This window comes from Arthrobacter sp. D2-10, assembly GCF_054161285.1.
Genome location: NZ_CP096431.1, coordinates 1,686,255 through 1,705,816, shown reverse-complemented (window position 1 = coordinate 1,705,816; position 19,562 = coordinate 1,686,255). Strand labels below are relative to the sequence as shown.

Annotated in this window: 21 protein-coding genes and 1 riboswitch; of the genes, 3 read left to right on the top strand and 18 right to left on the bottom strand. The window is 65.5% G+C overall.

Annotated elements, in window-relative coordinates; translation table 11 throughout:
• Positions 1 to 109: 109 nt before the first annotated feature.
• From lgt to hisI, 8 genes are all read right to left on the bottom strand, one after another.
• The gene (lgt, locus tag M1D74_RS07960; RefSeq protein ID WP_458117068.1) at positions 110 to 1,165 is read right to left on the bottom strand and encodes a prolipoprotein diacylglyceryl transferase; all 1,056 of its coding nucleotides are present in this window, start codon (positions 1,163 to 1,165) and stop codon (positions 110 to 112) included.
• Positions 1,166 to 1,167: 2 nt separating this feature from the next.
• Entirely contained in the window at positions 1,168 to 1,962 is a 795-nt protein-coding gene (trpA, locus tag M1D74_RS07955) for a tryptophan synthase subunit alpha (RefSeq protein WP_458117161.1), read from the bottom strand.
• 2 nt (positions 1,963 to 1,964) lie between these two features.
• Positions 1,965 to 3,284, bottom strand: a complete 1,320-nt coding sequence (gene trpB / locus M1D74_RS07950; RefSeq protein WP_309071868.1) for a tryptophan synthase subunit beta — start codon at positions 3,282 to 3,284, stop codon at positions 1,965 to 1,967.
• Between the two features lie 53 nt (positions 3,285 to 3,337).
• The gene (gene trpC / locus M1D74_RS07945) at positions 3,338 to 4,138 is read right to left on the bottom strand and encodes an indole-3-glycerol phosphate synthase TrpC (protein WP_458117067.1); all 801 of its coding nucleotides are present in this window, start codon (positions 4,136 to 4,138) and stop codon (positions 3,338 to 3,340) included.
• On the bottom strand, positions 4,139 to 4,447 hold the full coding sequence (locus M1D74_RS07940) for an HGxxPAAW family protein (RefSeq protein WP_458117066.1): 309 nt from the start codon (positions 4,445 to 4,447) through the stop codon (positions 4,139 to 4,141).
• Between the two features lie 62 nt (positions 4,448 to 4,509).
• On the bottom strand, positions 4,510 to 5,157 hold the full coding sequence (locus M1D74_RS07935; RefSeq protein WP_458117065.1) for a Trp biosynthesis-associated membrane protein: 648 nt from the start codon (positions 5,155 to 5,157) through the stop codon (positions 4,510 to 4,512).
• Positions 5,154 to 6,716 (bottom strand): anthranilate synthase component I, encoded by a 1,563-nt coding sequence (locus tag M1D74_RS07930; RefSeq protein ID WP_458117064.1) that lies wholly within the window; start codon positions 6,714 to 6,716, stop codon positions 5,154 to 5,156. The genes M1D74_RS07935 and M1D74_RS07930 overlap by 4 nt, the downstream gene beginning before the upstream one ends.
• 86 nt (positions 6,717 to 6,802) lie before the next feature.
• Complete coding sequence (hisI, locus tag M1D74_RS07925) at positions 6,803 to 7,204, bottom strand: phosphoribosyl-AMP cyclohydrolase (protein WP_309071864.1); 402 nt, start codon at positions 7,202 to 7,204, stop codon at positions 6,803 to 6,805.
• A gap of 142 nt (positions 7,205 to 7,346) precedes the next feature.
• Between hisI and M1D74_RS07920 the strand changes: the two genes are divergently transcribed.
• Entirely contained in the window at positions 7,347 to 7,991 is a 645-nt protein-coding gene (locus tag M1D74_RS07920; RefSeq protein WP_309072079.1) for a TIGR03085 family metal-binding protein, read from the top strand.
• Positions 7,992 to 8,024: 33 nt separating this feature from the next.
• On the opposite strand, the gene hisF is transcribed toward M1D74_RS07920, so the two are convergent.
• The 9 genes from hisF to aspS all read right to left on the bottom strand — a co-directional run bounded on the left by hisF (position 8,025) and on the right by aspS (position 15,844).
• Positions 8,025 to 8,795 carry an imidazole glycerol phosphate synthase subunit HisF gene (gene hisF / locus M1D74_RS07915; RefSeq protein WP_309072077.1) on the bottom strand — a complete coding sequence of 257 codons (771 nt, stop codon included), beginning with the start codon at positions 8,793 to 8,795 and terminating at the stop codon, positions 8,025 to 8,027.
• A 14-nt stretch (positions 8,796 to 8,809) separates the two neighbouring features.
• Positions 8,810 to 9,652, bottom strand: a complete 843-nt coding sequence (gene hisG / locus M1D74_RS07910) for an ATP phosphoribosyltransferase (protein WP_458117063.1) — start codon at positions 9,650 to 9,652, stop codon at positions 8,810 to 8,812.
• 84 nt (positions 9,653 to 9,736) lie between these two features.
• On the bottom strand, positions 9,737 to 10,000 hold the full coding sequence (locus M1D74_RS07905; protein WP_309072075.1) for a phosphoribosyl-ATP diphosphatase: 264 nt from the start codon (positions 9,998 to 10,000) through the stop codon (positions 9,737 to 9,739).
• Between the two features lie 73 nt (positions 10,001 to 10,073).
• On the bottom strand, positions 10,074 to 10,565 hold the full coding sequence (gene ribH, locus M1D74_RS07900) for a 6,7-dimethyl-8-ribityllumazine synthase (protein ID WP_309072074.1): 492 nt from the start codon (positions 10,563 to 10,565) through the stop codon (positions 10,074 to 10,076).
• 43 nt (positions 10,566 to 10,608) lie between these two features.
• A complete protein-coding gene (gene ribA / locus M1D74_RS07895) occupies positions 10,609 to 11,253 on the bottom strand; it encodes a GTP cyclohydrolase II (protein WP_458117062.1) in 645 nt (214 codons plus the stop codon).
• Positions 11,250 to 11,930 (bottom strand): 3,4-dihydroxy-2-butanone-4-phosphate synthase, encoded by a 681-nt coding sequence (gene ribB / locus M1D74_RS07890; protein ID WP_309072078.1) that lies wholly within the window; start codon positions 11,928 to 11,930, stop codon positions 11,250 to 11,252. Before ribB ends, ribA begins: the two co-directional genes overlap by 4 nt.
• Complete coding sequence (locus M1D74_RS07885; RefSeq protein WP_458117061.1) at positions 11,930 to 12,559, bottom strand: riboflavin synthase; 630 nt, start codon at positions 12,557 to 12,559, stop codon at positions 11,930 to 11,932. The genes ribB and M1D74_RS07885 overlap by 1 nt, the downstream gene beginning before the upstream one ends.
• On the bottom strand, positions 12,560 to 13,633 hold the full coding sequence (ribD, locus tag M1D74_RS07880) for a bifunctional diaminohydroxyphosphoribosylaminopyrimidine deaminase/5-amino-6-(5-phosphoribosylamino)uracil reductase RibD (protein ID WP_309072071.1): 1,074 nt from the start codon (positions 13,631 to 13,633) through the stop codon (positions 12,560 to 12,562).
• Between the two features lie 186 nt (positions 13,634 to 13,819).
• Positions 13,820 to 13,958: riboswitch (FMN riboswitch) on the bottom strand.
• 83 nt (positions 13,959 to 14,041) lie between these two features.
• Positions 14,042 to 15,844 carry an aspartate--tRNA ligase gene (gene aspS, locus M1D74_RS07875; protein WP_309072070.1) on the bottom strand — a complete coding sequence of 601 codons (1,803 nt, stop codon included), beginning with the start codon at positions 15,842 to 15,844 and terminating at the stop codon, positions 14,042 to 14,044.
• A gap of 113 nt (positions 15,845 to 15,957) precedes the next feature.
• Between aspS and M1D74_RS07870 the strand changes: the two genes are divergently transcribed.
• The gene (locus M1D74_RS07870) at positions 15,958 to 17,196 is read left to right on the top strand and encodes an APC family permease (protein ID WP_309123658.1); all 1,239 of its coding nucleotides are present in this window, start codon (positions 15,958 to 15,960) and stop codon (positions 17,194 to 17,196) included.
• An 11-nt stretch (positions 17,197 to 17,207) separates the two neighbouring features.
• Here the strand turns inward: M1D74_RS07870 and hisS are convergent, their stop codons facing one another.
• The gene (hisS, locus tag M1D74_RS07865; protein ID WP_309123657.1) at positions 17,208 to 18,545 is read right to left on the bottom strand and encodes a histidine--tRNA ligase; all 1,338 of its coding nucleotides are present in this window, start codon (positions 18,543 to 18,545) and stop codon (positions 17,208 to 17,210) included.
• Between the two features lie 217 nt (positions 18,546 to 18,762).
• Here hisS and M1D74_RS07860 point away from each other — a divergent pair, with 217 nt between their 5' ends.
• A complete protein-coding gene (locus M1D74_RS07860) occupies positions 18,763 to 19,536 on the top strand; it encodes a peptidylprolyl isomerase (protein ID WP_458117060.1) in 774 nt (257 codons plus the stop codon).
• Positions 19,537 to 19,562: the final 26 nt, after the last annotated feature.

Genomic DNA, 19,562 nt, shown 5'->3' with positions numbered 1-19,562 from the left:
GCCTGATCAATCCCGGTACGGCGCGAAAGCCGGTGAGCTAGCTGGTGTACCGAGCGGAGCCACGACGCTGTGACATCGTCCGTGGGTAGGGCGGTGGCCCCGCTGGACGCTACTTTCGGGAGTCTGATTCCCGGGGTTCCTCAGGGGCTTGGTTCGCGGAGGCGGCCGCACCTGAGGCGTCTTTTATTTCTGGAAGGTTACCACGATCCGGACTTTTTCCAGCGGAAGTGTCCGGACTGTGGACGTCCGTGCCTGATCCGCTACCCGCATCCGTCGTGGCGGCAGCGGCATCTTCGGCTGGGTCTGGACCGCGACCCGGCAGGTACACAGAGTGCTCCTTCACCCCGCGCTGCTTCACGGAAAGATAGATGAAGACCGCGAGGGACACCAGCAGCACAAGTACGCTCATCCAGACATTCAGTCGCTGGGTGACGCCGAGAATGCTGATCATCTCCGCGTCGTCGATACGCAGTGCCTCGATCCAGATGCGACCTGCCGTGTAGTACGCGGCGTACAGCCAGAACATTCGGCCCCTGCGCAGTGAGAACCTGCGGTCCAGGAGAAGGAGGAGTGCGACACCGGCCAGGCTCCAGAGCGACTCATACAGGAAGGTGGGGTGGAAAAGGGTTCCGGGATCAGCGTCTGCCGGGAAATTGGGGTTGTTCGCATCGATCTCAAGACCCCAGGGCAGGTCCGTCGGGGCACCAAAGAGCTCCTGATTGAACCAGTTTCCCCAGCGCCCGATGGCCTGTGCGAGGAGGACCCCCGGTGCGGCAGCGTCAGCGAAAGCCGACAGGCGAACTCCTGCGCGTCGGCATCCGATCCAGGCGCCGACAGCGCCGAGCGCAATTGCACCCCAGATTCCCAGACCGCCCTCCCAGATACGGGGTATGCGGGAGAGATCTCCATCGGGCCCGAAGTAGGCGTCCGGCGACGAGAACACGTGGTAGAGACGTCCGCCGATGAGTCCGAACGGTACGGCCCAGATGGCTACATCCCAGACGACGTCAGGGTTACCGCCGTAGCGCCTCCAGCGGGCTGAGGTGAGCAGCAACGCGGCGACGATTCCAGCGAGTATGCACAGCGCGTAAACGTGGATGGTGGCCGGTCCGATGGAAAAGCTGGCCCATTCTGCGGGCGGACTGGGGATGCTGGCGGGGATCATGCTCAGCCTTTCGAGGTTCCGGAGCTGAGGTCTTTGGCCAGGGCGGCGACAGCGGGAACACCGCCGTCGCGAAGGGCCGCGACCAGCGCTGTACCAACGATCGCCCCGTCCGCGTAGGCGCCGATTTCCCGCACCTGGTCGGCGGTGGAGACGCCCAGCCCGACGCAGGCCCTCTCTGCCCCGGCTCGGTGAGCAGCGTCGACCACCTCACGCGCAGCGGAACTGACCGCCGTCCGTGCACCGGTGACGCCCATGATCGAGACCGCGTAGACGAATCCGCGGGTGGCGTCGACCGTTGACTGCATCCGCTCCGGCGAACTTGAAGGAGCCACCAGGAACACGCGGTCGAGGCCGAACTCATCGGACGCCGCGATCCATTCGCCGGCTTCGTCGGGGATGAGGTCAGGCGTAATCAGGCCGGCGCCGCCGGCTTCGGCGAGACGGCGCGCAAAATCACGGACGCCCATGCGCATGACGGGGTTCCAGTAGGTCATCACGAGGACCGCAGCGTCCGTGCGGTCGGTGATTCCCTTCACCACGTCGAAGATCTGACGAACGGCAAATCCGTTCTGGAGCGCCTCGACCGTGGCCTGCTGGATGACCGCGCCGTCCATGACCGGGTCGGAATACGGAATACCGATTTCGATCAGATCGACGCCGTTCTCTGCCAGCGCGACAGCGGCATCGATGGTGGTCTGAACGTCAGGGAAACCGGCGGGCAGGTACGCGATGAGGGCAGTTCGGCCGGCAGCGCGCGCACGCTCGATTGCGGCGGCAGACTTACTCACGGTTCCGATGCTCACAGTTGCTCCCCCTCTGCGCCGATTTCCGCCTCTGCACTGTCTTCAGGCAGCAGGTCAAACCATTCCGCCGCCGTCGCCACATCCTTGTCGCCACGCCCGGAGAGGTTCACCAGTACGATCTTCTCGCCTGGATCGCCCGGCTCGGCCGCAAGCCGCTGCCCCACCTTCAGCGCGCCTGCGAGGGCGTGTGCGGATTCGATGGCTGGAATGATGCCTTCGGTGCGGCAGAGCAGCCGGAACGCTTCCATGGCTTCGGCGTCGGTGATGGGCTCATAGCGCGCCCTCCCGATGTCCGCGAGAAACGCATGTTCCGGACCCACACCGGGGTAGTCCAGACCGGCCGAAATGGAATGGGACTCGATGGTCTGTCCGTCGTCGTTCTGCATCAGATACGAGCGCGCACCGTGGAGTACTCCCGGCCGGCCGAGTGTGATGGTCGCGGCGTGGCGGCCCGACTCGACGCCGTCACCGCCGGCCTCGAACCCGTACAGCGCCACGTCGCGGTCGTCCAGGAAACCGTGGAAAATTCCGATGGCGTTCGATCCGCCTCCGATGCACGCGCAGACAGCGTCAGGCAGACGGCCTGTTGTGCTGAGCATCTGCTCCCGTGCCTCTTCGCCGATGACCTCGTGGAAGTACCGGACCATTGCCGGGAAGGGGTGCGCACCGGCTGCGGTGCCCAGCAGATAGTGGGTGGTGTCAACATTGGCGACCCAGTCACGCAGGGCGTCATTGATGGCGTCCTTGAGCGTCTGCGAGCCGTTGGTGACGGGAATGACCTCCGCACCGAGCAGCTGCATCCGGGCCACGTTCAGTGCCTGGCGCCTGCAGTCCTCAGCTCCCATATAGACCACACACTCAAGACCGAGCAGTGCAGCGGCAGTGGCACTGGCAACACCGTGCTGACCGGCACCGGTCTCGGCGATTACCCGGGTCTTGCCCATGCGCTTTGCGAGCAGGGCCTGACCCAGCACGTTGTTGATCTTGTGTGAGCCCGTGTGGTTCAGGTCCTCGCGCTTGAGGAAGACACGCACTCCCCCGGCATGCTCGGCGAAGCGGCGTGCTTCAGTCAGCAGGGACGGACGTCCCGAGTAGGACCGGTTGAGCTCAGCCACCTGAGCCAGGAATTCGGGATCCGACTTGGCCTTGTCGAAGGTCTCCTCCAACTCGTCCAGGGCGGCAATGAGCGACTCGGGCATCCAGCGCCCGCCGTAGGCTCCGAAGTACGGACCCTGTGCGTGGCGCAGGGATCCTCCTGCCAGGAAAGCTTCTGCCGCGCTCTCAGTGTCAGACTGCGGCTGTGGGGTGTCGGTCATGAACCTGCTGTCTTTCGTGATGGTTTTGCCCGGCCGTTGGAACGGCGAGAGCCTCAGGAATGCAGTGCGCTGCCGGCGCGGGCGAATTCGCGGACTGTCTCCTCCGGATTCGAGTGGCGCACCAGCGCTTCGCCCACCAGAACTGCCTGCGCTCCGTCAGCAACGAAGCGTTCGACGTCGGCGATGTCCCGAACGCCCGATTCCGCGACGACGACGGCATCGGAAGGGATGAGCCCTGCCAAGGCAGGGAAAACAGACCTGTCGATGTCCAGGGTTTTGAGGTTGCGCACGTTGACGCCGATGATCCGCGCGCCTACGGCGACAGCGCGCTCCACTTCCTCAGTCGTGTGCGTCTCGACGAGCGCGTGCATGCCGAGCCGCTCGGTGAGTTCCAGGAAAGACCTGAGTGTCGCGTCGTCGAGCGCGGCGACGATGAGAAGGATCAGGTCCGCGCCGTGCGCGCGGGCCTCCCAGATCTGGTACTCATCGACCGTGAAGTCTTTGCGGAGAATAGGAAGATCCACCGCTGCCCGAACGGCATCGAGGTCTTCCAGAGAGCCTCCGAAGCGTCGCTCTTCCGTGAGGACGCTGATGACGCTCGCCCCGCCGCGCTCGTAGGCGGCGGCCAGTTCGGCAGGATCGGGGATGTCGGAGAGTGCGCCTTTGGACGGACTCTTCCGCTTCACCTCGGCGATGACGCGAACGCCGCCACCCTTCGTGCTCAGAGCCCGGTAGGCGTCACGGGGCCCTGGAGCCTGATCCGCGAGGACCTGAATTTCCTCGAGGGGAAGGAGTGTGCGGCGGGAGTCGAGATCGGCGCGCACTCCGACGATGATGTCGTCGAGAACGCTCACTTAGTGTCCGGAGTTCTTGAGCCGGTGGCCGCCGACGCCGAATCCGGCCTTCTTGAGGATGATCCCGAGCACGAGGCCGATCACCATGATCAGCGCACCGATCCAGAACAGCACGGTGCCGGCGTCCTTGTTGCCTTCGGTGCTGGCGAACACGAACGCAAAGGAAGACAGAGCCGCGCCGGCAAGCATGACGAATACACAGGTCCACGCTGCAGGGCTGTTGCCGTGACCGATGGTCTCGTCGCGGGCCGCGGAATGCTGGATCATAGGGGTGTCGTTAGTACCGGTCTCGGGCGCGGTCTTAGCCATGGCAGTTCTCCTTGTGCTGTGGTCTTCAGTCCATTCTGCCATTGATTCAGAAGGACTTTGATTTACCTGGACGGTCCGCTGGTCGGGTCCTCGCCCCGGCTGAGGCTGTCCCAACTGTCGATCTCGTCAGCGTTCGTATCGGTCGCCGCCGCCTTGTCGCGGGGACCGGACTCTCTGGTCCGGTTCTCGTATCGGCGGGCAGCAAGCCAGCGTCTACCCACGACGACCAGCCAGACCGCCGAGAGCACGAGCAGCAGACCGGCCAGCGCCGCTACCCACGGCATGGCCGTGACGGTGACCGATGCCCCGCTCTGGCTGGTGACCCCGAGGGCTTCCCCGATAGCGGGTGACGCGGAGCCTGCCGGGTCCATGGGCACCGCAACGCTGCTGAAAATGATGCCTGCGCCCGCGACAACCAGGATCCCGGCGATAACCCAACGGGCAACGCGACCTGCGATCGACGCCGCCAGGCCTGCGGCCAGACCAACCAGCGCGAACGCGGTAACGGCAGTGGCGGCGTCGGAACCCGGGACCTGAATGGACGGAGTCTGGACAGCGGTCTGCGGCAGCGCGACCGTCAGCCAGGTCTGCGTGGTGCTGCCGAAGGCCGCCAGGGCGGCAATCACGGTTGCCAGTACGACGGCGCCCCTGCGCCGGTAGGCGGGCGGGCGGTTACCGGCGGGGGCGTCCGGATCGGGAGCCGTACTCACGGTGTGCCCACGCCGGCTTCAGTGACCGGCTGAAGGCTTGATGCCAGCAACGCAGCGCGCAACGGAGCGGCGGCCTTGTTGACGGTTTCCAGCGCCTCCGCCTCAAGCTCGGAATCCGCCACAATCCCGCCGCCGGCCTGGACGTAGGCGCGGTTGTCACGGAGCAGTGCGGACCGGATGGCAATTGCCATGTCCATGTCCCCGGCGAAGTCGAAGTAGCCGACCACTCCCCCGTAGATGCCCCGCTTGTGTGGTTCAAGCTCATCGAGCAGTCTCAGCGCCCGCGGTTTGGGCGCGCCGGAAAGGGTTCCCGCGGGGAAGGTTGCCGCCAGGACGTCGTAGGTCGTCCGGTCGGGATGCAACTGGCCGACGACGGTCGAGACGAGGTGCATGATGTGGCTGAACCGCTCGACCTCCATAAATTGGGTGACGTCCACCGTTCCCGGCCGGCACACCTTTGAGATGTCGTTGCGTGCAAGGTCAACCAGCATCAGGTGCTCCGCGCGCTCCTTTTCGTCAGCGAGCAGTTCTTCTGCCAGCGCGCGGTCCAGCTCGGCGGTCTTGCCACGCGGCCTTGAACCTGCGATGGGGTGCGTGATGACCTCTGAGCCGTTGACTGTGACGAGCGCTTCCGGAGACGAGCCCACGATGGAGTAGGGGCGCCCCGAAGCATCCTCGAGGCTGAAGAGATACATGTAGGGGCTGGGGTTGGTCGTCCGCAGGACGCGATAGACGTCGAGGGCTGATGCATCGCAGTCGAGTTCGAACCGGCGGGAGATGACAACCTGGAACACCTCACCGTCCACGATGGCTTCCTTGCCGCGCTCAATCGCAGCAAGGTAGCGGTCGCGGTCCCAGCGTTCACGGACGCGGGACATCAGCGCTGTGGTGTCCGCTGCCCCGTCCGCGAGAACCGAAACCGGCTGCTCCGAGGGGGACGCAAGCCGCTCGAGCATGCTCCTGCAGCGGGCGACGGCGTCGTGCCAGGCTTCGTCAACGCGCGCTGTCGAGTTGTCGTAGTTGATGGCGTTCGCCACCAGAGTGACCTTGCCGCCGGCGTTGTCATGAATGGCCATATCAGTGACCAGGTTCATGGCCAGCTCCGGCAGGTCGAGGTCATCCTCCGGCGGCGAGGTGAGGCGTTCCCAGTGGCGCACCGATTCCCAACCGATGAATCCCACCATGCCGGACGTAAACGGGGGAAGGCCATCGAAGCGCGCCGTCTGAAGTTCCTCGACGGTGCGGCGCAGGGCTTCAACCGGATTGCCGTCGACGGGCACTCCTGCCGGCGGCTCCCCCAGCCAGCACGCCTCGCCGCCCCGGGTGGTGAGTGTTGCGCGGGAGTTCACACCGATGAAGGAATACCGCGACCAGACGCCGCCCTCCGCGGCGGATTCCATCAGGAACGTACCTGGGTGCCCGTCAGTGAGCTTCCGGTAGATGCCGATAGGTGTGTGGGCGTCGTCAAGTACCGTGAGGCGAACAGGTATGACCCTCCGGTCCCGGGCAAGAGCGCGGAACTCTTCCAGGCCGGGGCTGATTACTCCGAGCTCATCCATGAAATGCGTTTCCTCATTCCTTGCGCCCATCCACCTGGCGGGCGTCCTGCGGGGGTGGTGCTGCCTGAATTGTTCTGTGCGGCGTCCTACTCGGAGCCGACGACGGCTGCGAGTTCCCTGCCCTCGAAGCAGGTCCGGGTGCCGGTGTGGCATGCAGCACCGACCTGATGAACCCGCACGAGGAGCGCATCGCCGTCGCAATCCAGGGCGACCGACCGCACAAACTGCACGTGACCCGAGGTGTCTCCCTTGCGCCAGTATTCCTGGCGCGAGCGGGAGTAGAAGGTGACACGGCCGCTGGTGAGAGTTCGCCGCAGCGCTTCGTCGTCCATCCAGCCCAGCATGAGGACCTCACCGGTGTCATGGTCCTGGATGATGGCTGCGACCAGCCCAGCGGCATCCCGCTTGAGCGCGTCGGCGATCGCAGGGTCCAGCTCCGGCGAATCGTCCGCAGCGATGGAAGAGGCAGGTTCAGGGTGTTGTGACATCGCATCTGATTCTAGTCGCGCCGGGACGGAGCGCCGCATCGGGGACCAGCTGCGGCGCGCTTTGGAGGCTTGCGGTGCTTTCGCCGGAGGACCGACCCCATACCCGGACATCGGATGGCCCATCATGCTATTTTCAACAGTGATGCATTTCGTTGATCCCTCCCGTGAAGTCCTCGCCGAAACCCTGCTTGCGGCCGGTCCTCACTCACCCACGCTGTGCGACGGGTGGCAGACCAAGGAACTGGCTGCACACCTGTACCTCCGGGGACACAAGCCCAGCGTCGGAATAGGGGCACTCATCAAGCCGCTGTCCGTCGTGTCGGAGAAGGCAACGCGGAAGCTCGGCGCCAAGTGCGCATCCACGCCGGCCTACGAGAAACTGGTCAACGACTTCCGCAAGGGCCACCCGTTCTACTCACCGATGCGCTTCCAGTCCATCGACACCAGCACCAACCTCATCGAGTACTTCGTGCATACCGAAGACGTGCGCCGGGCAACCAGCAGATGGGCACCGCGGGCGCTGGACGAGGACTACTCGAACGCACTCTGGGACGAGCTGATCAAGCGCGCCGCCATCCTCTACCGGGGTGTCGACCTGGGCATCGTGCTCGTGAGGCCTGACGGTCCAAGGCACGTTGCAAAACGTGCGCCGGTGTCCGTTGCGATCGTCGGCGAGCCGGGTGAACTCCTCATGCACGCTCACGGGCGAACCCGCCATGCCCTGGTCACTTTCGAAGGACAGCCCGACGCCGTGGCACTCCTCGAGAGCGCGGAGGTCGGGCTCTAACCGGCCCGGGCGTTCTCAACGGACGGCGAGTCCTCAGCGAACGGGGAAACCGGCGTCCCGGATCGCCTTTTTCACTTCAGCGATCGCATCGACCGGGCCGAAGTGAAAGACCGAAGCTGCGAGTACGGCATCCGCTCCGGCAGCGACCGCGGGCGGGAAATGTGCTGGTTCGCCTGCACCACCCGAGGCAATCAGGGGTACCTTCACCGCAGCCCGGACCACGCGGATCATCTCCAGGTCGAAGCCCTCACGCGTTCCGTCGGCATCGATCGAGTTGAGGAGGATCTCTCCGACACCCCGGTCGGCGGCCTCCTGCGCCCAGGCGACCGCGTCGATCCCGGTTCCCTTGCGGCCGCCGTGCGTGGTGACCTCGAAGCCTGACGGCGTTGAACCGTCGTGGGTCCGACGCGCGTCAAGGCTCAACACCAGCACCTGCGAACCGAAGTGGGACGTGATCTCATCAATGACCTGCGGGCGCGCCACGGCCGCGGTGTTGATGGACGCCTTGTCGGCGCCGGCACGCAGCAAGCGGTCGACGTCGGAAATCTCCCGCACGCCTCCGCCGACAGTGAGCGGAATGAAGACTTCCTCAGCCGTTTTGGCAACCACGTCGAAAGTGGTTGCCCGGTTGCCTGAGGATGCAGTGACATCCAGGAAGGTCAGTTCGTCGGCGCCTGCCCGGTCATAGCGGTGGGCCAGTTCCACCGGGTCTCCGGCGTCCCGGAGGTCCTCGAAGTTGATGCCCTTAACCACGCGGCCGGCGTCAACATCAAGGCAGGGAATGACGCGGATTGCCACGCTCATCGATCGATCCTGCCCTAGATCCGGCACGCGTGGATGGTGCTGACCAGGATGGCTCGGGCGCCGAGGTCGTACAGCTCATCCATGATCTGGTTGGTGCTGTTGCGCTTGACCATTGAGCGAACCGCAACCCAGTCGGAGTCGCGCAGCGGCGATACGGTCGGCGACTCAAGGCCGGGGGTGAGCGCCGCTGCCTGGTCGACCAGCTCCTTGCGGATGTCATAGTCGAGCAGAACGTACTGCCGGGCAACGAGCACGCCCTGAAGCCGTCGGATCAAAATGTCCAGCCCGACCGGAGTTGCCCTCTTGCGTCCGATGAGGACGGCCTCACTGCGCAGAATCGGTTCACCGAAGATTTCCATGCCGGCTGCCTTCAGGGTGTTGCCGGTCTCCACGACGTCGGCTATGGCATCCGCAACGCCAAGGCGCACTGAGGATTCCACCGCACCATCGAGACGGACCACTGTCGCATTGACGCCTTCCTCGGCGAGGAAGGCGCGCAGGAGGCCGTCATAGCTCGTGGCCAGGCGCCGGCCCTCAAGTTCAGCGACGGAGGCGAAGTTTCCTACCGGTCCGGCGAACCGGAAGGTGGAGGCGCCGAAGCCGAGGGGCAGGAGCTCCTCGGCATCCACCTGCGCGTCGAGGAAGAGATCTCGGCCGGTGATTCCGACGTCGAGCGTTCCGGAACCGACGTACACGGCGATGTCCCGCGGCCGGAGGAAGAAGAACTCGATTTCATTTTCAGGGTCCACCATCACCAGTTCGCGGGTATCGCGGCGCTGGCGGTAGCCCGCCTCGGCGAGCATCGCGGACGCGGATTCGGACAGGGATCCCTTGTTGGGGACTGCAACTCGAAGCATGGGTTTCCTTCAGTGAGGAGGGTTTCCTTGGGACTGCCAGAAAGCGGGAGTGTGCCGCGCGGTAACCAGGAGCCTGGCGCGCGGCTACAGATGCTTGTAGACGTCCTCGAGAGTGAGCCCCTTGGCGATCATCATGACCTGAAGGTGGTAGAGCAACTGCGAGATTTCTTCTGCGGCAGCCTCGTTCGACTCGTACTCGGCCGCCATCCATACTTCGGCAGCCTCCTCGACAACTTTCTTGCCGATGCCGTGTACGCCTGAGTCCAATTCGGCCACGGTGCCCGACCCGGACGGACGGGCGGCAGCTTTCTCGCTCAGCTCGGCAAAGAGGGTATCGAAGGATTTCACTCTGCCTAGGTTACTGGGTTCCACTGGATCCGCCGTATCCTGCCCGCCGTATGTGACGAACCTCTAGGCGTACTCACGTGCCCCAGGGCCCAAGCACCGCGGCCGTTGCCAGCGCAGCAACGGTGGCCTCGTATCCCTTGTCCTCACTTGAACCGGCAAGGCCCGCCCGATCGAGGCCCTGCTGCTCCGTGTCGCAGGTCAGCACACCAAAGCCCACCGGCACTCCGGTGCGTACGCTGACCTCGGTGAGTCCCGACGTCGCCGCCTGGCACACATAGTCGAAGTGGGGCGTTCCCCCGCGGATAACCACGCCGAGCGCGACGACGGCGTCATAGTGCGGTGCCAGCCTCGCGGCAGCGACCGGCAACTCGAAGCTGCCCGGCACACGAATCACGTCGGGCTCGATGCCTGCATCAGCTGCTGCACGGCGGGCGCCGTCGAGCAGGCCGTCCATGATTGCGGTGTGCCAGCTGGCCGCGACGACCGCGAGCCGAACCGGCTCCTGCTCATTCCGGCCCTGCGCGAGGGAGGTGACATCAATCGTGGGGGCGCCGTGTCCGGCCATGGTTCTCCTTGGGGTATGAGGGGGTTTGCTGGTAGGGGGATCGTCAGCTCTGCTGGACGATCTTCTCCTGGGGGCGCTGATGGAACCGTTCTTCCAGATGCGACAGCTGGTGGTTGAGCCGGTCACGCTTCGTCTCGAGGTAACGCTGGTTCTCGAGGCGGGACGGAATCTCGGAGGGCACCATCGACACCACGGCGATCCCGTAGCGTTCCAGGTGCTCGCGTTTGACCGGGTTGTTGCTCAGCAGCCGGATCCGTGGGATGCCGAGGTTGGTAAGGATCTCGGCAGCCGCCTGGTAGTCGCGTGAGTCGACCGGCAGTCCGAGCTGCTCGTTCGCCTCGACGGTGTCTGCCCCGTTTTCCTGCAGGGCGTAGGCGCGGAGCTTGTTGGCGAGGCCGATGCCGCGCCCCTCCTGGCCGCGCAGATAGACGACCGTTCCGCCCTGCTCCTGAACCAGTCCGAGCGCCTGTTCCAACTGCTCGCCGCAGTCGCACCGGTAGGAGCCGAACACATCGCCGGTCAGGCATTCGGAGTGCATGCGGACCAGCGGAGTTCCGTCGGCCCGCGACCCCGGCGCGGACATGGTGAGGTGCTCCACCCCGGAGGCGGTGTCAGTCCAGGCCTGCGCGGTGAAGGGACCGAACGGCGTCGGAATGGTGACAACCGGGCCCCCAATGACTGTGCTCATTCGGCGGCTCCTGCACTGCGTACGGCAAGATAGCCCGCGAGGTCCTCGATGGAGATCAGCGGGGCATCGAAGCGGGTGGCGAACTCGCGCAGCGCCGGCAGGCGCATCATCTCGCCGTCGTCGTGGGTTACCTCCGCAATGACAGCTGCCGGTTCCACCCCGGCCAGTCGGCATAGGTCGACCGCGGCTTCGGTGTGTCCAGGCCGCTCACGGACGCCGCCGTCGACCGCACGCAGCGGAAACATATGGCCCGGCCGTGTGAGGTCCGAGGGCGTGGACGCAGCCGAGGCGAGCACACGCGCAGTCAGCGCGCGATCCGCTGCACTGATGCCCGTACTCACACCGACGGCAGCATCACACGAAACCGTGTAGGCGGTCTGCTTGGCGTCCTGGTTGTTGATGACCATGGCGGGAAGCTGCAGGCGGTCCGCCGTGTCCCCCGTTACCGGGACGCACAGGACACCGGACGTGTAGCGGATGGTCCAGGCGGTCAGTTCCGTCGTGGCGAACTGCGCGGCGAAGATGATGTCGCCTTCGTTTTCCCGGTTGGCGTCGTCAACAACGACGACGGCACGGCCTGCAGCCATTGCGGCAACGGCCGTCTCCACCGGGTCAAGCGCTATCTCAAGCACCGCACCGCTCTGCGTGTCCGGGGCACTGCCCTCGCCGCTGCGCATCATGCCCGGCCTTCCTTTCCGGTGAACGCGAGCAGCCGCTCAGCGTATTTGGCCAGGACGTCCATCTCCAGGTTCACGGGATCCCCGATGTCCTTTGCCCCCAGGCCGGTCTCGGTGAGGGTTGTGGGGATCAGGCCGACCTCGAACCAGGGGTCGGGTGTTCCGGCGTCGCTCACGGCCGTCACTGTCAGTGAAACGCCGTCCACGGCGATGGATCCCTTCTCGGCCGCATAGCGGTCCAGCGGGACGGGCAGGCTGAAACGCAGGCGCTCCCAATCGCCGAAGTTCTCACGCTCAAGGAGCGTACCGACGCCGTCGACGTGACCCTGCACGACGTGGCCGTCCAAACGGCCGTTCGCCGGTACGCAGCGTTCCAGGTTGACCCTGCGGCCCTCGGTCAGGCCCCCGATTGTCGTACGCCTCAGCGTCTCCCCCATCACGTCCACGCTGATTCGGCCGTCGTCGATGACGGTCGCGGTCAGGCATACCCCGTCCACAGCGATGGACCCGCCGAGCTCGAGCCCCTCTCCTGTGGGACCGGCCTCGAACACAAGCACCGCGCTGCCGCCGTCCGGGGAGCTGCGGAGGGAGGTGACGGTGCCCTGCCCGGAAACTATTCCTGTGAACACTCAAGAGCCTTTCTCAAAGGACGCCGGTGCCGGCGCTATGGGTTTGAAATGCAGACGGACGTCGTCGCCAATCTGGGTTACCGCGGCGGCGCCATCCGGATCCAGACGCCATACATGGGCGTCGGCCAGGGTTGCCACCCCAAGGCGCTGGAAGGCCGGAACACCGGCGCCAAGGAGCATGGGCGCAATGTAGGTGAAGAGCTCATCCGCCAGGTCCGCCATGAGGAATACCCCGACAAGCTGGGGACCGCCCTCCACCAGGACGTGCCGCACGCCCCGCCCATACAGTTCCTCCAGTACTGCGGCGGGGTCGTGCGTCCGCAGGTGAATGAAGCCCTGGCCGCGCATCGCCGCGTCATCGGGAACGTCCCGCTCACCGACGGCGACCCGGAGCGGCTGGCTGTTCGCGTCGGAACCGTCGAGCGCCCGCGCAGTCAGGCGGGGGTTGTCTGCCAGGACGGTTCCGGTGCCGACGAGGACTGCATCAACCCGGGCGCGGATGGCGTGGCCGTCCGCACGGGCATGCGGTCCGGTGATCCATTGGCTTGAACCGTCCGCCGCGGCTGACTGTGCATCAAGGCTCTGTGCCACCTTGACCGTGACGAATGGACGGCGCGTCCGCACTGCGTCCAGCCACCGGCGGTTCAGTTCCGTTGCGGCGTCGGCGAGGAGCCCGCCGGCCACATCGATCCCATTCTCCGCCAGCCGCGACGCGCCGCCGGCTGCCTCGGGGTTGGGATCGGATGCGGCGTACACCACGCGGCTGATTCCGGCAGCAAGGATGGCTTCAGTGCAAGGCCCCGTGCGTCCGGTGTGGTTGCAGGGCTCGAGCGTCACCACCATGGTGCAGCCTGCGGGGTCGACTCCGTGCAGGGCCGCGTTCTTCAGTGCGGCGACCTCCGCGTGGTCGGTTCCGGCACCGAAATGAGCGCCTGTGGCGACCATGCCGCCGTCGTCATCGAGGAGGACAGCGCCCACCAACGGATTGGCGCCGCGCACACCCTGGCCGGCAAGGAGCAGCGCGTGCTCCATCGCCATCATTTCCTGCGCGGTGATGTTTCCGGATGCAGTCATGACAGGCTCGGCGCAGGCTCGGCGGCGCGAGGCTCATGACTGCCGCCAATGACAATCTGGGCTTCGAAGAGCCACTTCAGAAAATTCATGCCGTTCCTCAAGCTCGCGTGAAGGCTCCGGGGAACGACAGGCAAGGCTGGCGCTGCCGACGGCGCGAAGAGCCGACAACAAAGCACAGCCGTAGCTGTACGCGCTTCTCCCATCCAGACTTTGACTGTCGGTGCCGGAATTTCACCGGCTCAACCGTTTGCTGCCCGTGAGGGCTGCGCGCGGGTCGCGGACTATAACCGCCGGTTCGGAATTACACCGACCCCGGAGCACGTTTTACGACGCCCATTGTTTCACATAATTGAGGATGTGCAGGAAGGTGCGGTGGTGACACGCACCACCGCACCCTCCCGAAGCAGATCAGGCCCCTGCCGCGGGCTTCGCCTCGGGCTTCGCGTCCGACTTCACAACCGGCTTGGCGTCAACCCCTGCTTCCTTTCGCTGCTGCGGGGTGATCGGCGCCGGTGCCGCAGTCAGCGGGTCATAGCCGCCGCCGGACTTGGGGAATGCGATCACATCGCGGATGGAATCGCTTCCGGCCAGAAGTGCCACCACACGGTCCCAGCCGAAGGCTATTCCGCCGTGCGGAGGCGCACCGTACTTGAAGCCCTCGAGCAGGAATCCGAACTTCTCCTGTGCGTCCTCGGGGCTGATTCCCATTACCGAGAAAACCCGTTCCTGAACGTCACGCTGGTGGATACGGATCGACCCGCCGCCGATCTCGTTGCCGTTGCAGACGATGTCGTAGGCGTACGCCAGTGCGCTCCCCGGGTCAGTGTCGAAGGAGTCGAGGTACTCCGGCTTCGGCGAGGTAAAGGCGTGGTGGACTGCTGTCCAGGCTCCCGACCCCACGGCGACATCACCGGCCGCGACGGCGTCCGACGCCGGCTCGAACATGGGTGCGTCGACAACCCAGACAAAGGCCCAGGCTTTGGGATCGATGAGTCCCGTCCGGTGGCCGATCTCCACGCGCGCCGCGCCGAGCAGTGCACGTGCGGACGACTTCTCCCCCGCGGCGAAGAAGATGCAGTCTCCCGGGTTTGCACCGACGGCAGCTGCCAGGCCCTCCCGTTCGGAATCCGTCAGGTTCTTCGCCACAGGTCCGCGCAGGCCGCCGTCGTCGTCGATCAGCACGTAGGCAAGGCCCTTCGCGCCGCGCTGCTTGGCCCATTCCTGCCAGGCATCCAACTGCCGGCGCGGCTGGGAACCGCCGCCGGGCATGACCACGGCACCGACATAGGATGCCTTGAAGACGCCGAACTCCGTGTCCTTGAAGTACTCGGTCAGCTCAGTCAGCTCCAGGCCAAAGCGCAGGTCCGGCTTGTCCGAGCCGTAGCGCGCCATGGCGTCTGCGTAGGTCATGCGCTGAATGGGTGTGGGGATTTCGACGTCGATCAGCTTCCACAGTGCCTTCACCAACTGCTCGCCGAGAGCGATGATGTCATCCTGCTCAACGAAACTCGCCTCAATGTCCAGCTGCGTGAATTCGGGCTGCCGATCGGCGCGGAAATCCTCGTCGCGGTAGCAGCGGGCGATCTGGTAGTACTTCTCGAACCCGCCGACCTGAAGCAGCTGCTTGAAGAGCTGCGGCGACTGCGGAAGCGCGTACCAGGAGCCCGGTGCGAGCCGCGCGGGAACAAGAAAGTCGCGGGCGCCTTCCGGCGTGGAGCGCGTCAGGGTCGGGGTTTCGATCTCCACGTAGCCGTCGGAATGCAGGAGCTCGCGGGCGACCCTGTTGGCCTCGGAGCGCAGGCGGAGGTTCGCGTTCGGTGTGGGACGCCGCAGGTCGAGGTAACGGTGCTTCAGCCGTGCTTCCTCGCCGACCTCCACGTGCTCGTCGATCTGGAACGGCAGCGGGTCAGACGTGTTGAGGATGGTCACCTTCTCCGCGATGACCTCGATCTCGCCGCTGGCCAGGGCGGGGTTCTCGTTGCCCTCGGGGCGCTTCTCGACCGTGCCGATAATCTGCAGCACGTACTCGTTGCGGAGGGTCGAGAACACGTCTTCTTCCCGCACCACTACCTGCGCAACCCCGGAAGCATCACGCAGATCGAGGAACGCCACGCCACCGTGATCACGACGGCGGGCCACCCATCCGGCGAGAGTAACGGTTTGTCCGATGTGCCCGGTTCGCAGGGAACCAAGGTCATGTGTGCGCAGCACAGCATTCCTTCCGGTGTGTGGTTAAGGTTGGTGGAGTTACAGCTCAGTGTTCGAGTTTACCGCCGGATGCACCGCGCTCCCGGCCACACCATTCACCGGACGGGGACCCGCGCATGCCACAGGCGCTGAAGAGACAGCTTGGCGGCTTCGATGCCACGACGGTCGGCATTGGCTCGATGATCGGCGCCGGGGTTTTCGTCGTCTTCTCCCCGGCCGCTGCTGCGGCGGGATCCCTCCTGCCCCTCGCCGTCGGCCTTGCCGCGATCATTGCCTACGCGAATGCCGCGGCGTCAGCACAGTTGGCGGCGGTGCATCCGGTCAGCGGAGGCACCTACACCTACGGCCGGCGCCAACTGGGCGAATGGCCGGGCTTCCTCGCCGGCTGGAGTTTCATCACCGGCAAGCTCGCCTCCTGCGCCGCCATGGCGCTCACTTTCGGGCTCTACGCCGCCCCCGGTTTCGAGAAGGCAGCCGGTGTGGCCGCGGTCGCGGCGCTGACTGCCGTGAACCTCCTGGGTGTTACCCGCACGGCTATGATGACACGCATCATCGTTTCACTCGTGGTTCCCGTGCTCGCCTTCGTCATTGTGGTTGCGTTCACCCAGGACGCGCACGACGGCGGCGCCTCGCCTGCCGGACCCGCCGGGGTCCTGCAGGCGGCGGGCCTCATGTTCTTCGCATTCGCCGGATATGCGCGCATTGCCACGATGGGTGAAGAGGTGCGCGAACCCGAACGCAATATCCCGCGAGCCATCTTCGGGGCACTGGGGTTCACCCTCGCCCTGTACCTGCTGCTCGCATTCGGCCTGCTTCGGGCAGTGGGACCGGACATGCTCGCCGAGTCGGCCGCCCCACTCACCGAAGTCTTCACCGGAGGCCAGTCAATACCGGTCCTCGCCGTTGCCATTGCTGCTGCGCTCGCGAGCCTGGGTGCCCTGCTCGCCCTGATCAGCGGCATCGCCCGCACCACGCTTGCCATGGCGCGCGAAGGCGACCTGCCCCGAGTGCTCGGATCGGTGTCTCCGCGCCGGGCCACGCCGTTCGTCGCCGAGCTGGCCATCGCCGTCGTCGTGATTGCCCTGCTGCTGGGAACCGACGTCCTGACGGTGGTGGGTTTCTCCAGTTTCGGTGTGCTGCTCTATTACGCGGTAGCCAACCTGTCGGCGCTGACCCTCCGTACCCGGCCCTGGTACGCGCCACGGGCCCTGAACGTGCTCGGGGTGGTGGGCTGTCTGGTGCTCGCATTCACCCTCCCGGTGCAGTCGGTTCTCACCATGACCGGGATACTGCTGGTCGGGCTTCTGGGCCGCGCCGCGGTGATTCTCGTGCGGGGGCGCGGGGGTTCAGCCTAGAGACTCATGCTTCAGCCCTGCGGCAACACCGCGGGCCACTGATCCTCGGCGGGCGGAGTCCACGATCGCGGGTCTGCGGATACCTGTTCACCCGAGCGGATGTCCTTGACTTCGTGGGTGCCGTCCTCGGAAGTGAACCAGACGAACGGGATGCCCCGCCGGTCGGCGAACTTGATCTGCTTGCCGAACTTCTCGGCGGAGGCGGCCACCTCCACCGGGATGCCACGGCTGCGCAGCGCGGCAGCGACGTCCTGGGCGGCTGACCAGGAATCATCATTGGCGAGGGTGACCAGCACGGCCGTCGGAACCTGCCGCGTTGCGGCGGCGAACTCCTGGCTGAGAATGCGGGTGACCAGGCGTGTGACGCCGATGGAGAGTCCGACGCCGGGGAAGGTCCGGTTGCCCTTGCTCGCGAGCGCGTCGTAACGCCCACCGGAACATATGGACCCGAGTGCCTCGTGGCCGACCAGCACCGTCTCGTAGACCGTGCCGGTGTAATAGTCCAGGCCTCGGGCGATACTGAGGTCCGCAATGACCTTGCCCGGTGCCCGCTTCGAGGCCTCGGCGATAACCTGCTCGAGTTCCGCAAGTCCTTCATCGAGCAGCGGGTCCGTCACGCCGAAAGCGCGAACCCGCTCGACGAAGGACGTGTCCTGGGTGCGGATCTCCGCCAGGCTGAGAGCGGCCTTGGCCTGCTCGTCGGTGGCACCCAGTTCGGCCTTGAGCAGTTCCGCGACCCTGCCTGCGCCGATCTTCTCGAGCTTGTCGATGCTCCGCAGTACGCCCGGCGTATCGGTCAAGCCGATTCCCCGGTAGAACCCCTCTGCGAGCTTGCGGTTGTTCACGCGCAGCTGGAAGTCAGGGATCGGCAGGGCGCTCAGGGCCTCGGCGATCACGAGGGCGATTTCGACGTCGTACCGGAAAGGCAGTGAGCCGTCGCCGACCACGTCGATATCAGCCTGGGTGAACTCGCGGGCACGCCCCTCCTGCGGACGCTCGCCGCGCCAGACCTTCTGAATCTGGTACCGGCGGAAGGGGAAGGCAAGGTAACCGGCGTTTTCGACGACGTACCGCGCGAACGGCACCGTCAGGTCGAAGTGGAGGGCTAGCGAGTCCTCGCCGGCGGGAGCAGATCCGTCCTCATCCTGCAGACGGGATACGGCGTAGACCTCCTTGTCGATCTCGCCCTTGCGGAGCAGCTGACCCACTGTCTCAACGGCCCGGGTCTCGACGTTGGAGAAGCCGTGAAGCTCGAAGGTCCGTCGCAGGATGTCCAGGACATGCAGTTCCACGAGGCGCTCCTGCGGGAGCCACTCGGGGAATCCGGACAACGAGGACTTTCGTGCCATGTAAGCAACTCTCCTTGGGTGACGCTTGTGTCCCCAACCTGATGGCTCGGGATCCTGCGGTGAATCGTAGGGCGGACGGTCTGCTGTGCCTACACTGTCTGCGGCATTCATTTTAGGGGGTTCGTGCTGGGCCGTGCTAACCGGCCCAGGGCGCTGCGCCTGAAGTGCCAGACCATGCCGGAACCGTGCTGGAACAACGTCGGACACAGGAGGTCGCGTGGCCGTTGACCGTCGCGGACGCGAAATGCGCCGTCACATCAGCCAGATCGAAGCACGCCGCGAGCTGAAGCGCGCACAGGAGAAACGCCGCCGGAAGGACAGCACAGTGGCTGGCATTGCGGCGGCAGCAACCCTTGCCCTCGCCGTCCTCCTGCAAGCGGTCTGGTTCAGTTCGGATCCCACGGCGGCGGAAATCGACGCCCTCGAGGAGAGTCCCGGGGTGACGGAGACGGCGGAGCCGAACAGCGCGAACATTCCCGACCCGTCTATCGCCGAGGGAAAAGTATTCGAGGGCACACTTTCCACCAGCATCGGTGACATCGGCGTCGAGCTCGACGGAAACGTGGCTCCGCAGGCAGTGGCTGTCTTTTCCTCTCTCGCTGAGGAGGGGTTCTTCGAGGGCAAGACCTGTCATCGGCTGACGACCGCCAAGAGCATGGGGGTACTGCAGTGCGGCTCATTGAACGGCGACGGCGTGGGTGACCCGGCCTATCAGTGGGGTCCGGTGGAGAACACGCCGGCGGACGGCCTGTATCCGGCCGGGAGCATCGCAGTGGCGCGCGGAGCGAGCACGGACAGCAACGGTACGCAGTTCTTCATCGTGTACAAGGACTCGCCGATTCCACAGAACACGGGCGGGTACACCATCATGGGTTCCGTGACCTCGGGCCTGGACGCTGTTCAGGAGGTCGCGGAGGCTGGAGTCGAAGGCGGCGGCGAGGACGGAGCCCCCGCCACTCCTGTGACGATAGACTCGTTAACCCTGCAGTAAATCAACCGGGACCGGCCTTGGGGCCG